13 protein-coding genes are annotated in these 13,167 nt (G+C 47.7%); 9 read left to right on the top strand and 4 right to left on the bottom strand.

Going from position 1 to position 13,167, the window contains the following annotated elements:
• Nucleotides 1–20: 20 nt before the first annotated feature.
• Nucleotides 21–1,346, bottom strand: a complete 1,326-nt coding sequence (locus tag OIR97_RS11390; protein ID WP_169545747.1) for a DEAD/DEAH box helicase — start codon at nucleotides 1,344–1,346, stop codon at nucleotides 21–23.
• Nucleotides 1,347–1,569: 223 nt separating this feature from the next.
• On the opposite strand from OIR97_RS11390, the gene OIR97_RS11385 reads away from it, so the two are divergent.
• From OIR97_RS11385 to OIR97_RS11365, 5 genes are all read left to right on the top strand, one after another.
• Nucleotides 1,570–2,184 (top strand): TetR/AcrR family transcriptional regulator, encoded by a 615-nt coding sequence (locus tag OIR97_RS11385; RefSeq protein ID WP_169545746.1) that lies wholly within the window; start codon nucleotides 1,570–1,572, stop codon nucleotides 2,182–2,184.
• Between the two features lie 130 nt (nucleotides 2,185–2,314).
• A complete protein-coding gene (locus OIR97_RS11380) occupies nucleotides 2,315–3,412 on the top strand; it encodes an alpha/beta hydrolase (protein WP_169545745.1) in 1,098 nt (365 codons plus the stop codon).
• An 18-nt stretch (nucleotides 3,413–3,430) separates the two neighbouring features.
• Nucleotides 3,431–4,243 carry an SDR family NAD(P)-dependent oxidoreductase gene (locus OIR97_RS11375; protein ID WP_169545889.1) on the top strand — a complete coding sequence of 271 codons (813 nt, stop codon included), beginning with the start codon at nucleotides 3,431–3,433 and terminating at the stop codon, nucleotides 4,241–4,243.
• Between the two features lie 65 nt (nucleotides 4,244–4,308).
• Complete coding sequence (locus OIR97_RS11370; RefSeq protein ID WP_169545744.1) at nucleotides 4,309–4,890, top strand: NAD(P)H-dependent oxidoreductase; 582 nt, start codon at nucleotides 4,309–4,311, stop codon at nucleotides 4,888–4,890.
• Between the two features lie 160 nt (nucleotides 4,891–5,050).
• Nucleotides 5,051–6,229: a CaiB/BaiF CoA transferase family protein gene (locus OIR97_RS11365; RefSeq protein ID WP_169545743.1), complete on the top strand. Its 1,179-nt coding sequence runs from the start codon at nucleotides 5,051–5,053 to the stop codon at nucleotides 6,227–6,229.
• Between the two features lie 210 nt (nucleotides 6,230–6,439).
• On the opposite strand, the gene OIR97_RS11360 is transcribed toward OIR97_RS11365, so the two are convergent.
• Both OIR97_RS11360 and OIR97_RS11355 read right to left on the bottom strand, forming a co-directional pair.
• Nucleotides 6,440–6,628: a YgaP family membrane protein gene (locus OIR97_RS11360; RefSeq protein WP_169545742.1), complete on the bottom strand. Its 189-nt coding sequence runs from the start codon at nucleotides 6,626–6,628 to the stop codon at nucleotides 6,440–6,442.
• Nucleotides 6,629–6,699: 71 nt separating this feature from the next.
• A complete protein-coding gene (locus OIR97_RS11355) occupies nucleotides 6,700–7,353 on the bottom strand; it encodes a Crp/Fnr family transcriptional regulator (protein ID WP_169545741.1) in 654 nt (217 codons plus the stop codon).
• 788 nt (nucleotides 7,354–8,141) lie between these two features.
• Between OIR97_RS11355 and OIR97_RS11350 the strand changes: the two genes are divergently transcribed.
• From OIR97_RS11350 to OIR97_RS11335, 4 genes are all read left to right on the top strand, one after another.
• A complete protein-coding gene (locus OIR97_RS11350; protein WP_169545740.1) occupies nucleotides 8,142–10,946 on the top strand; it encodes an intermembrane phospholipid transport protein YdbH family protein in 2,805 nt (934 codons plus the stop codon).
• The gene (locus OIR97_RS11345; protein ID WP_219821735.1) at nucleotides 10,943–11,164 is read left to right on the top strand and encodes a YnbE family lipoprotein; all 222 of its coding nucleotides are present in this window, start codon (nucleotides 10,943–10,945) and stop codon (nucleotides 11,162–11,164) included. The genes OIR97_RS11350 and OIR97_RS11345 overlap by 4 nt, the downstream gene beginning before the upstream one ends.
• A 1-nt stretch (nucleotide 11,165) precedes the next feature.
• On the top strand, nucleotides 11,166–11,531 hold the full coding sequence (locus OIR97_RS11340; protein ID WP_169545739.1) for a YdbL family protein: 366 nt from the start codon (nucleotides 11,166–11,168) through the stop codon (nucleotides 11,529–11,531).
• 85 nt (nucleotides 11,532–11,616) lie between these two features.
• Entirely contained in the window at nucleotides 11,617–11,994 is a 378-nt protein-coding gene (locus OIR97_RS11335; RefSeq protein WP_169545738.1) for a DUF427 domain-containing protein, read from the top strand.
• Between the two features lie 312 nt (nucleotides 11,995–12,306).
• Here the strand turns inward: OIR97_RS11335 and OIR97_RS11330 are convergent, their stop codons facing one another.
• Nucleotides 12,307–13,164, bottom strand: a complete 858-nt coding sequence (locus OIR97_RS11330; protein WP_219821734.1) for an N-formylglutamate amidohydrolase — start codon at nucleotides 13,162–13,164, stop codon at nucleotides 12,307–12,309.
• Between the last annotated feature and the right edge of the window lie 3 nt (nucleotides 13,165–13,167).

Below are 13,167 nucleotides of genomic sequence, written 5' to 3'. Positions count from 1 at the left end.
AAAATTATAGTGCCCTAGGGTTAGTTTGCCCTGCGTTTGTGTCGATTGGGACGTCTGGTGGTTTTATTGTTGCTGTTCTCCCCGTTTGAACGGTCGCTTGCGGGGTGACGACTTCTGGACCTTTGATTTTTCGGTATCGAACTCTTTGCAGGACCAGAATTCGCTGTCGAGGAATGAGTGGCGTGGAAAGGTTGCTCGGTGGATACTGGAATGGATTGTTTGGTGATTTTTTCGATCGCTTTTAGGTAATCCATCTCATCGTGATCGCAGAAGGTAATCGAGATGCCTGTCATACCCGCGCGGGCTGTCCGGCCAATACGGTGAACGTAATTGTCTGCATCATTAGGAACATCGTAATTGATGACGTGCGTCACGTTATCAACGTCAATCCCACGGGCAGCGACATCCGTTGCGACAAGAACCCTGATATCGCCGTTTTTGAAACTCTCAAGTGCTTTTTGCCGTGTATTCTGCGATTTGTTGCCATGGATGGCGCTGCAGTCGATGTTCAGTTTTTCCAGAAAACGGGTCAGTCGATTGGCGCCGTGTTTTGTCCGAGTAAACACAAGGACCCGCTCCATCTTCTGATCTTTCAGAAGATGTTGTAAAAGAGGGCGTTTGTTGTCCTTTGATACCATTAAAACCGTTTGGCTGACTTTTTCCGCTGTTGTTGCGGACGGGGCAATGTTAATGCGGACCGGGTCTTTCAAAATGCCGGCGGCCAGTTTCTCAACTTCTTTGGCCATTGTTGCAGAAAAAAGCAGGGTCTGTCGCTTTTTGGGAAGCTGGGCAACGATCTTGCGAATATCGTGAATAAAACCCATGTCGAGCATTCTATCCGCTTCATCCAAAACAAAATAGTCAACTTTGCCCAACCAGATATAATCATCTGAGAACAAGTCAAGTAAGCGGCCGGGCGTTGCAACAACGATGTCGACACCTCTGGACAGGGCTTTGATTTGTGGCTTGGCTGAGGCACCGCCATAAACAAGGGTTGTCCGCAACGAAACATATTCCGCATATTTACGCACATTTTCAGCGATTTGAACGGCCAGTTCCCGTGTTGGGGCAAGGATCAGGGCGCGGGTGGTTTTTCCGACATATTCCTGATGGTCAGAAATGATTTTGTGGATAATCGGAAGTGAAAAAGCGGCCGTTTTACCAGTGCCGGTTTGGGCAATCCCGATAAGGTCCTTTCCCTCCTGAATTGCGGGGATCCCTTTTTGTTGAATGGGCGTCATTTCCGCATACCCCTGCTCCTCAACGGCGCGCAGGATAGAGGGGTCCAGATCAAGGTCAGCAAACAGGCGAGACGGATCGGTTTTCTGTACTTCATTTTTTGTCATGGATGCCGGTTACCTGTCTTTTGAGGGGAAGTCAATTAAACTCGCGTGGCATCACAGTTGGAAAAGAGAGCAGTAACGCCGTTACTGGTGCAGGTTGGATGTGTTAAGGGGGGATTGCATACTGTCTGGTTTGTTGGGGTAGTCACTTGATTGAATACGCTTTATTGTCGTTTGTCATCGCGCGCTTTGAACAGCCGGATGTTTCTTCGCCAAGAGGAATGATATGAAAAAGACGAAGACTGCTGATAAAATTAAAATCGCTGCACAAACTTTATTCGCAGATAATGGAATTGAAGCTGTTAGTGTGCGAGAGATTGTTCATGCGGCGGGTCAAAAAAATATGGCCTCTTTGCACTACTATTTCAAAACGAAAGAAGCGCTTGTCAAAGAGCTCCTCCTCGATGCCTCCAAGGCAATGGAGGATGAGCGGACGATTTTGCTCGATCAACTGGAAAAGCAGGGAGGTCCTGCCACTTTGATCGAGATTCTCAACATCTTCATTAAATGTGCTGTTGTTTCCGGCGATGATCCTCGCAATTTAAGCAATGTGAGATTGTTTTTGCTGGCCTCTAAAGAAGAGCCCAAACTTGTATCAGAAGCGATTAAAGCCCATTCCGGTGGTGCTTTCTTCCGATGTCTCGATTATATGCGCACGTTCATGCAGCATCTGGAGCCAGATGTTATTGAAATGCGCCTGTCCTTGATGCAGGTATATGTGTTCCATAGCCTGTCCATTCGGGAAATGGCGCTGACAAATCATCGACAATCCGCCTTATGGGAGGGAGACCGCCTTTTGGAAGAACTTGTTATAACAGCAGAAGGGTTGTTGTTGGCCTGACCGATATGTTTAAGGCAATTGACTTAAAAAAAACTCTGGTTAATCTCGGTAGATCATAAAAAATAATAAAGGGGCGGTGCAAACGCCCGACCAATGAAGCCGAAACGGCGCTCAATATGGAGGGGTGGAAATGTCGTTGCCACAAGTGCTTAAAGTCCCGTATTTCCTGTATAAACGGTTTCTATTAATGAAAGCGAGCGATGCTTACTGGAAACGCAAGATTGGCTCGCGCGCATTGTGTATCGATGGTCGAACCCTTGATCCCCGGGCGCAGGCGCTGATTGAGTTGCAGGGTGAGTTCGGCGTTCCTGCGTCACAGTGGACGGTGCCCATGTTGCGCGGTGGATATAACAAATCCATGGAACTTTTTGATGGTCCCAAGCATCCCCTTAAAAAGGTGGAAGATATATCCATTTCTTTGCCTGAACGCGACATCAAGGGGCGTTTGTACGATCCAAATCCTGGTGTTCAACAGCGTCCGGGCCTTGTTTACTTCCACGGTGGCGGGTTTGTCATAGGCGGCCTTGAAAGCCATGACCGGTTTTGCCGGAAAATTGCACTAGAAACCGGAAATCCGGTAATTGCTGTAGACTATCGCCTGGGGCCAGAGCATAAATTTCCGGCTCCGCAATTTGATGCTCTGGACAGTTGGAAATGGGTGCAGGCGCATTCAGAAACCCTTGGGTTAGATGCGTCAAAAATTTCAGTGGCAGGGGACAGTGCCGGGGCTGGGCTTGCGTTGCTCGTCACCAGTGAGGCGTCAAAGGGAGAATTGGGGCATATTCCGGTGGCGACTGCGTTAGTCTATCCGCCGATGATGAATACCCCAAAAACGGTTTCCCGGGACGTCCTGGCAAAAGAAAACATCGTTTTAACACAAGAACTACTAGACTGGTTTTCCAGTCATTTTGTCGTGCAAACCAAAAATGGGCAGGAGAGGCTTTTGTCACCGATGGATCACGCCATCTCAGGGAAAATAAATCCCACCTGGATCCGTGTGTGCGGCTTTGATCCCCTTCGTGACGATGGGCAATTGGTCGCAAATCAGTTGGAGACGCTGGGTGCCCTCATAGACTTCGCGGAATTTGAAGATCTCTATCACGGTTTTATTGGTGCGTCCGCAATCCTTAAAGATGTCGATGCGATGATTGCGGATCTGGCCAGATTTATTAATAAGCACACACAATACGTGGCAGGCGACGTGCAGGACACTGAGGCGGCCCAATAATAAAAAGAACAGGATTGTATCATGACTTTTGAAGGTAAGGTGGCCGCCATTACGGGGGCGGGGTCCGGTATCGGTCGGGCCTTGGCGCTTGGGCTGGCCTCCAAGGGCTGCTCGGTTTGTGTTAGTGATATCAATGAGGCCGAGTTGGCAGAAACAGTGGCCCTGCTCGCCCCATATAACGTGAAGGTTCGCTCTGATCCTTTGGATGTTACCGATCGGAACGCGGTTGAAAGTCTGGCCGCGTCGGTAGTGGATCAATTTGGCAAAGTGGATTTTGTGTTTAATAATGCCGGAGTGGCACTCATTGATCGGGTTGAAACTGTTTCTTATGATGATTTCGAGTGGTTGATGAATATCAATTTCTGGGGAATGGTTTATGGCTCGAAGGCTTTTCTGCCTTATTTTCAACAACAGGGGCAAGGCCGTATCATAAACGTGTCTAGCCTGTTTGGGTTGGTTGCCGTTCCGGGGCAGAGCGCATATAACGCTTCAAAATTTGCCATTCGTGGATTTACGGATGCCATGGGCCAAGAATTGAAAGGTACGGGAATTTATGCAACCAGTGTGCATCCCGGCGGCATAAAAACCAATATTGTGAAAAATGCGCGTTTCATAAATCCCGGCAGCAAGCATATTCAAAAATCAGATATGGAAACAAGATTTGCGAAAATGGCTCGCACAACAGCCGATCAGGCGGCCGACGTTATCCTGAAGGCCGTTACGCGTAAAAAGAAACGGGTTCTGATTGGTGGGGATGCTCGCTTTCTAGATGTTGTTCAGCGCTTGATGCCTGAAAAATACCCGGAGTTTCTGTCGTTTGTTTTAAAGTAGTGTCTGGTAAACATTCGGCATTACGCGGCCGATATTTGTTTTCATAGAAGGGGCACCGAATAACCGTGAAATGCCTTGCTGTTATATCTCATCCGTTAAAAGATAGTCTTTGCAATGACTTGTTGGATGAAGTTGCGGATGAACTTGAACGTAAAAATCATGAAGTCCGGATCAAGGATTTGTATGAAGAAGCGTTTGATCCGGTTCTAACTCGTGATGAACGGGCGAGTTACTACGGTAATGAATATGCTCCGTCCGGGACGCAAAAGGATATCGAACAGCTTTGCGAAACGGAGTATCTGGTTCTGATTTTTCCAACATGGTGGTTCGGCCTTCCTGCTATTTTAAAGGGTTGGTTGGATCGAGTCTGGGTGCCGGGGGCTGCCTATGCGCATTCTGTCGATAACAAATCCATTTCACCAAAATTGAACGCGCTTAAAAAGGTTAGAGTGATAACCACGCTTGGCTCTCCGTGGTGGGTTGATCGTCTGATTTTAAGGCAACCCATTAAAAGGGCACTTAAATATGGCGTCGTTGGGGCCTGTAGCCGGGGATGTGATTTTGAAATGCTGTCTTTGTATGACTGTGAAAATCTGACGCAGGACAAGATCAATCGCTTTAAAATGCGAATTCGGCGGTTTCTTTAGAATTTTTGGCCCGCGCATAACGCGACTTGTATTAAATTGGTTCTGTTCAATCATATGTTATGAGGCCGATTTTCGGGTGGGAAAATTGCGTCATTCAGTATAAAAAGGCAGAACACTTGGCAAATAATTAAAATAACGGTCCCATCAAGAGGAAAGTGCTGTGAACGATAGTAAACCATTATCCGGCCTAAAAATTGCTGATTTCAGCCAAGGGGTTGCCGGACCCTATTCAGCTATGATGCTCGCTCAAGGCGGTGCAGATGTTACAAAAGTTGAACCACTGGACGGGGATTGGGCGCGTACTCTGGGTACGATGATTGATGATCATTGTGCTCATTCAATCGTGGTCAATCTAGGTAAAAAGTCGATTTCACTGGATTTGAAGACAGCAGAAGGCTTGAAAATTGCTAAACAGATTGCTGCGGAAGCGGATGTTTTGATTGAGTCTTTTCGTCCCGGTGTTATGGCAAAGTTCGGCCTTGATTACGCCTCGGTATCAGCGACGAACAAGAACATCATTTATTTGTCTGTCACCGGATATGGTCAGGAAGGCCCGTATAATGATCGTCCGGTTACGGACGGGGCTATTCAGGCTTTTTCCGGCTGGATGACCATGACAAAAGATGACAAGGGAATGCCGTTAAAAACAGGAATGGTCGCAATTGATTTCCTGACCGGTATTTTTGCTTATCAGACGATTTTGAAATCTTTGATCGGTCGGGGGATCAATGGTAAAGGGACTTATGTCGATGCCAGTCTGATGCAGACGGCCGCTGCCTTTCAAAGTGCAAAAATTCTGGAGCATCATTTGGAGGGCGGCAAGCCGACCGTATTATATGTGCCTGTCGGAACTGTGGAAACATCGGACGGATATATTGGTCTCTCTGTCATGCGAGAAAAGCATTACGCGTCTTTATGTGAGGTGCTTGGACGGGAAGATTTGATCGATCACCCGGATTATAATACGCGGGATAAACGGATCGAAAATGAAGACGCGATTATGAAAATTATTCGCGCAGAGTTTTTGAAAAAGAACACTCAGGAATGGTGTCGTGCACTGACCGAAGCGGGTGTTATTCATAGCCGGGTCAATACCTATGACGACTATCTGGCCGACGAACAGGTCAAAGCTGTGAACAGTTATAACTGGATTGATCACGACGTCGTTGGAAAAATCCCGCTTCCCCGCATTCCGGGGTTTGCCGGTTTTGAAAATGGTGATGAGTTGGCGCATAGCCCCATTGTTGGTGAACACTCAACCGAAATCCTGAAAGGTTTGGGAATTGAGGATGAACAGATTAAAGCCATGATCGATAAAGGTGCCGTTCTGCAAAAATAAACAGGACAGTATAAAGATGAAGAAAGGGCCTCTTGCGGGGCCCTTTTTCTGTCATGGCCAATCTTACTGCCTGCACTGCCCTAAATCTGCTGCTGACTGGTATAAGCCGGTAATAGCACAGATTTTTTGCCAGCAGAGTAAGCCGATATGATGTAGTTTTTTAGGCCGACAAATTCTGCTGGCACTAGAAAGTTGGGGTAGATAAACAGTCTATGCTTTTTTATGGGTACAGATCCCAAATAAGCTATAAAGCGGGCAATAGCCAACAAGGCCGGTAAGCAGGGGTACCAAGCCGATATAGGCCCATGGGGTTTGCGGCCCGATAAAGGCGAGTGATAAAATGCCCAGTCCTACTATTACTCTTAATGCACGGTCAATAAAGCCTTCGTTCTTTATCATAATAACCTCCAGATAGGTGTCTCAGAGTATTCTATGAAAAAGCGCAGGCGGGGTCTGTGACTTAGTCACTTTCAATCTGCGGCGGAGTGACGCAGGGCCTCCCGGTCGACGATTTCTATGCACCCGCGGGACAACGATATCCACCCCTTGCGATCAAACTCTTTCAGGTGGCGACCGATGACTTCACGGGCTGATCCTAATTCGGTTGCAAGCGTTTGATGAGTTGCATGGACCGTGGCACCGTTATCTGAAAGTTGCAAAAGTTTATGGGAGAGGCGCGTTTCAATTTTCTCAAATGTGACCTCTTCAATCAAATGGATAAGCGATGCAATCCGGCTGGCATAACTGGAAAATACAAACTTGCGAAATTCGATGGATGCAGCGAGAAGGTTATTGAACGCACCTTCTGGCAGGAGGAGGGCGCGGACCTCTGTTTCGGTAATGGCCTCTGCATTATAAACCTCCCCGGAAAGTAGGCAGGATGTTGTCAGAATACAGGTTTCACCACCCGACAACCGATACAGAATGATATCGCGCCCATGCTGACCGGTTTGCCGAACCAGAACCGAACCTTCTACGAGAATAATAAACTGCCGGGCGGTTGTTTGAGGAGAAAAAATGGTTTGCCCGGCTGGCAAGGTGACGGTTTCACAATGGGCGCTCAGCAAAGCCATGTCCTGCGATGATAAATCAGCAAGCGGTGTAATCTCTTTTACCCAATTCATTTTATTGTTCCGTTCTGAGTATGGCGATACAGTTACACTATTACGCCTGTCCCGGAATTTATTCAAGAAAACGGACCATAAGGTGACGGCGCTATAATTGGGTCATATTGGTTTATCTGCGCGGATCTAAACAGAATATTGTGCTGGTGTTCTGGCGTTGTGAAGGGCATTGCATTTGGTGGGCGGACTGTCTGCCAATGTCTTCTGCGGACGCATTTTTAATGGGATTAGGTAATTCAATTATCGTTTGTCGTTTGAAAATTTTACGTCCAGAATACCGTCGCAGGATATTGTTTTAGAAAATAAAAAATTGCCATATATCAAGGGTTTGCAAAAGGTTTCTTGTTCAAAGGCCGAGAAAAATGTTTCTTCATTGTACCGGTCAAGGACAGTACGGGGATTTTTTCAACATGCGGCATTTTCTTTGACTGTGTGTCATCTGTTGATAGAGTTTTTTTGTGATGAGAAGCAATACTTATTTAGTTCGTTATGTGTGGGAATTATGCCCAACAAGAGGTCAACAAAGAGCAAAAGAGTGGCCGTTGATTATTCGGCGAAGTAAGGTTGATCAGCTTGAAATTCAGGTTGTATTTCTGCTCTAAACTGAACGGGTTGCGTTTGAAGGTTTGTTCCTGAATTGGAATAATGTTTTAACAAAAATAACCAGTTTGAGACGGACGTAATGATTAGTCATGGGGCAGCATAGCAACGCGGGAGCGGTTGTTTTACCGCTCATTGAGATGACTTAAAAGACAGGGGATAAAGAGATCGCGCAAATCCGAAAAATATTGATCATTGTTGGCAGTGTTTTGGTTGTCCTGCTTGCGTTTTTTCTGGCGCGGGTTCCCATTGCTGAGTTGACGGCGACGACTTATCTGAAATCCAACGGGTTTCCGGTGGTACAGATTGAAATTGAGGATGTGGGGTTTAACGAAATTCGGCTTTCAAGCGTTGAGTTCGGGCCGGACTTGAGTGTCAAAGAGGTGGCGGCAGGATATTCTATTCCAGCTTTGCTGGATGGGAAAGTAGAATGGATCTCACTGAACGGAATCTATGCGGATATTTCTGAACTTGCCGGGGGCAGTTTTGCGGCAATCAGGCGGCTTGTCGGACAATCAGCATCAGACACAGTAGAGGTTGAAACAGAACGTCTCTTTCCGCTTGTTAATCTGACAAATGCAACCATTGTTCAGCGGGTTGACGGGCGTCAGTTTGAGGCGATCGTGAATGGGCTGGTGACCAGTGATAACAGATTTGCCGGGCAAATTCGTGCGATGGGGGCGATTGAGACGCAGATCGGTCCTGTGCTCCTTGAAAAACTGTCGATTAATGTGCGGGGCGATCTGGCATCGTTGACGGGGCAAGCGGTTATTGAGAGCGGCGTTATCCGGCATGAGGCTCCTGTCCCCAAATGGTCTGCCGTTCAGTTGTCGGGACAGGCAACATCAACTGGGGGCGCACTGAATTTTTATGTCACGACAGGGCTTGGAGACACGGCCTCTCTTTTTCGGTTACAAGGGACGCATAACGTGCAGACCGGGGACGGGAAAGCGGTTTTTGATATTCAGGATATTGCCTTTGACAAGGAAGGGTTGCAGCCTTCTGACCTTTCGTCTTTGGCAAAGGATATACCTCCGCTTAATGCCATCGTGTCAAGTCAGACACAGCTCGATTGGTCATCCAGAACCATCACAGCCATGTCTGATTTTCAGTTTAAAAACATCGAAGTGATCGGACCTGGATATTCATTCCAGTCAAAGTCCCTTGCCCTGTCAGCGCGCAGTCATCTGGATTTGCAAAGTTATGAGCATACGGTGGCCATGACCGGCCTGAATCAGATCGGAAACATTGTTTATAACGCAGATCGCTTTTCCTTTCAGGGAATGGACCTTCGTGTTCAGGGGGGGGGCGCCGGAAAGCAGCTGGCACTGGAACAATTGAGGGTGACCGTCAGCCACCAATCAAAAACGCCTTATTTCGCACCGCTTATTCTTTCGATGACGGGCCAGCGCGACGAGGACATTTTCTCGATGAAGGGAGAGATGCAGGATCGTCAAGAGACATTATCGCTTCCTTTTGATGCGCAGTATGATTTTTCAAATAATACAGCACAACTGACGGGGCGTTTTCGTCATAAGGCATTCGCGCCTGGCCATTTGCAGCCGGGAGACTTTTCAGCCTATCTTGCTGACATTCCTGGCAGAATAAGTGGGAATGTGGATTTGGATTTCACTCTGAACTGGAGTGCGGAAGCGGGCCCGCGTTTTAGTCTTCTCACTGCCCAACTGCAGAAGCTGGGATATCTGGACCGGCATATTAATCTCTCTCCTGTTTCAGCAAAAGTTGAGGCAAAGAATATTTCGGTGGCGCAGCCCTTTCAAGTGGCGGTTACAAATCTGCAAGGTTTTTTAAATGCGTCTGGTGAGCGACTGGGATTTCGTGGCGCCACGCTGAAAGCAGAGGTCACCAAGGGATGGGAGGCCATAAAGCTGAGCCTCGGCAAGCTGGTTTTATTTCCGTTAAAAGGAGCCCGATTAAAACAGGAAACCGTATTCACCGGCGGTGCAACCATAATCGGGGAAACCGCCGAGGTTAATATAGAGGCGAGTAACGACTTTCTGGGACCGTTTCTGGCTTTCGAAGGGCAGCACAATCTTTCTGCAGGAACGGGAGTGGGACAGGTTATTCTGAAGCCGCTTCGCTTTGAAGAAGAAGGGATACAACCTTCTGATTTCGTGTCCGGAATTGATAAATCCCTAAAGGTGAACGGTACTGTTAGTGCGAAAAGCGCCTTAAAATGGTCTCAATCTGGCGTAAACTCAAAAGCAGAATTCGAAATTGGTAACCTGAATATTGCTCAGGAGGCGGTGTCGGTGATCGGATTAAACGGGACCGTCAAAGTGGACGAGTTGTTTCCGTTCACCATTCGCCAAACACAACAGATTGTTGCTCGGGAAATCGTCTCTGCGGTCACAATCATTAATCCACGTCTGAAGTTTCGGGTGTTGGTAGAAGGGGAGCGCCCAATTCTTTATCTTGATGAGATGAATGTGGGACTGGTGGGCGGTACGGCGGTCATTGAAAATGAGAAGATTGATATTGGCGCGGTTCAGAACAAGGTCATGGTTAGTCTTGCAAATCTTGATCTGGAACAGGTGATGGCCCTTGGTGACGTTGAAGATTTTACCGCTTCGGGCACGTTAAATGGCAAAGTTCCGTTATTGTTTGACGGAGATCGCGTGTTGATTGACGTTGGTTATCTGGAGGCAGCGGGACCGGGACTCCTGCAATTGAAATCCGAAAAAGCCCGAAGTGCCCTGAGAGGAGGGGGAGAGCAGACCAAGCTGTTATTCGATATTCTGGAGAATTTCCGATATTCCGAGTTGAGTATAAAAATTCGAAAGCAGGAAAGCGGCACGGATACAGTAACCCTGCATACGAAAGGGGCCAACCCTGATGTTGAAAATAATCGAGCCGTTGTTTTGAATATTAACCTGGAGACGAATTTGGACAAAATTCTAAATACCGTATTGGACGGCTATCGCTTGTCGGAAAAAGCACTCCGTGCTACCGTCGGCAGGAAACGGAAATGAGCAAAGGAAAGTCTGTGGAACGATCAAAACTTGCGGCCCTGTCGATGACTGCAATTGGACTGATGGTTGTCCTTCAGGCGTGTACGCCAACCGTCAAAGTTCAAGCGCCTTCAGAACCCATAACGATTAATTTGAACATTAAGCTGGATGCGGAAGTCCGCCTTAAAATTGAAGAAAATGCGAAAAGCGACATCAAAAATAATCCGGAGATTTTCTAAGATGCGTGAGACGAACACTAAAATCACCCGCAGAAAATTTGCAACCTCTGTTCTGAGTGTCAGTGTCCTCCTTGCAGGGTTGGCAATATTCCCTTCTTCTAACGCCCATGCAGATGATCTGGATACTCTTCGTGCCTCGGGCGCAGTGGGAGAGGCGTATGACGGATACGCGCGCGCCCGCAAAGACAGTGCCGCCGGGTTTGTGTCTGAGGTGAATAGCAAACGCCGTTCTATTTATGTTGCCCGTGCTAAAAGTCAGGGCGTTAGTGCTGAGCAGGTGGGCCGGGTATATGCCAATCAAATTGCCGGAAGTGCGCCTGCCGGAACGTGGTTTCTTGCTGAAGACGGAAGCTGGAGCCAAAAATAAACGCTGTTTCTGAAGTTCAGCGGCGAGTTCTCCATTGCCTTGCGCGGCCTGATGGTGTGCAAGGCCCTATGAATAGGAGTGTGCCATGCAATCGGCCCCTGGTTTCATAAAAAATCCAGCGCATGAGATTGTGATCAGTCCTTCAACAAAGAAGTGGCGTGTTTTCTTTGAAAATCAAAGGATTGCTGCGACAGAAAAAGCCCTTGAATTGCATGAAAGTGGTTGCGCGACACGATATTATGTCCCACTGAGTGATTGTACTCAGTCCTTTTTTGTTCCCTCAGATCATACAACTTACTGCCCGTTCAAAGGGCACGCGCGTTATTGGTCTCTTTTGGTTGGAGGCAGGAAAATAAAGAACGCTGTCTGGGGTTATGATGATCCTTTTAGGGAATGTGCGGATTTAAAAGGATATGTCAGTTTTTATACAGAACTGGAAGGGCTTGACCTTCGAGCGGACTGAGAGATCGCAAAGAAGGGCAAGGGTCCTGCTGACCTTTGGCAATTTCCCAACTATATCGGTATTGATTATGTATTCCATGGGCTGTTGAGAACCAGAGGGCAAGAGGCGGGCTTGTGTTTTGTGGGGCGCAGTAGAGTAGAGTGGAGGAAACCCGTTTGGCAGTGAACCTGCGAAGTGACTTGGGGGGACCCGCTGACAGCTTATAAAAGCGCTATTCAGCAACGGGGTATCCGGGGCCAGATCGGCAACAAAAAAACGGGCGCTTCTTTTGAAACGCCCGCTTAGCTTATCGAAGGCAGAAGGCCACACTGATTAGGCTGTCAGACTGAACTCAGCCAATTTTTGAACCAGAATATCCAGATCTTTTTTCAATTTTTCGAAATTGTCGGACTTTTCGAGGGTTTTTTCATCCATATACAAATCTCGGCGGATCTCAATCTGCAGGCTGTTCCGGTTTTCAGAGGGATCGCTGTAGGCTTTGACAAGTTCAACACCTGCGTAGGGTTCGTTGACGGCAACCTGATAGCCCAGGGTTTCCAGAGTTGTTTTGGTCACATCTACAAAAGCGGCATCACAGGTTGTCCCAAGGCGATCTCCCAAGCAAAATTCGGGACGTTGAACGCCGGGACCCTCTTTAGAGGACTCGTTGCTTATCTCAGGCATGGAATGGCAATTGATATGGTAAACTTTGCCATGCTGCTGAACGCTTTGGTCGAGGGCCCCTTTCAGGGTGTCATGATAGGCCTGCCAGTAATGGTCAATCCGGTTCTGGACTTCAGAAACGCTAAGCTTTCGATCGTAGATCGCGTCATTAAGCTGATTAACACGCCAGATTAATCCAATCCCAGCCTCTGCTTTTTCACTCGGTGTAACAGGACCGGTCCAGCTACCATCAATAATCGAGGTGTCGATCTCGTTCAAACCACGATTAACGTCAATGTAGCTTCTGGGAAAATGAGCCCCCATCAAAACAGCGCCTGCACTAGGGGCATTGGCATAGAGTTCGTGGACATAGGTATCTTCTGCCCGGCGCAGGACCATGAAATCAGAGGCGTGATTAAAATCCTCAGGATAGGTAGTCCCACTATGAGGGCTGTCCAAAACAAGGGGAACAGATGTGTTTTTCGGCGCGTTTAAAAAAAGCACGCCCGGTTTGTTGATATCTTGCACGGG

The organism is Sneathiella aquimaris (assembly GCF_026409565.1).
GTDB classification, from domain to species: Bacteria; Pseudomonadota; Alphaproteobacteria; order Sneathiellales; family Sneathiellaceae; genus Sneathiella; species Sneathiella aquimaris.
The sequence above is the reverse complement of the archived record's forward strand: the minus strand, read 5'-3'. Positions and strand labels throughout refer to the sequence as shown.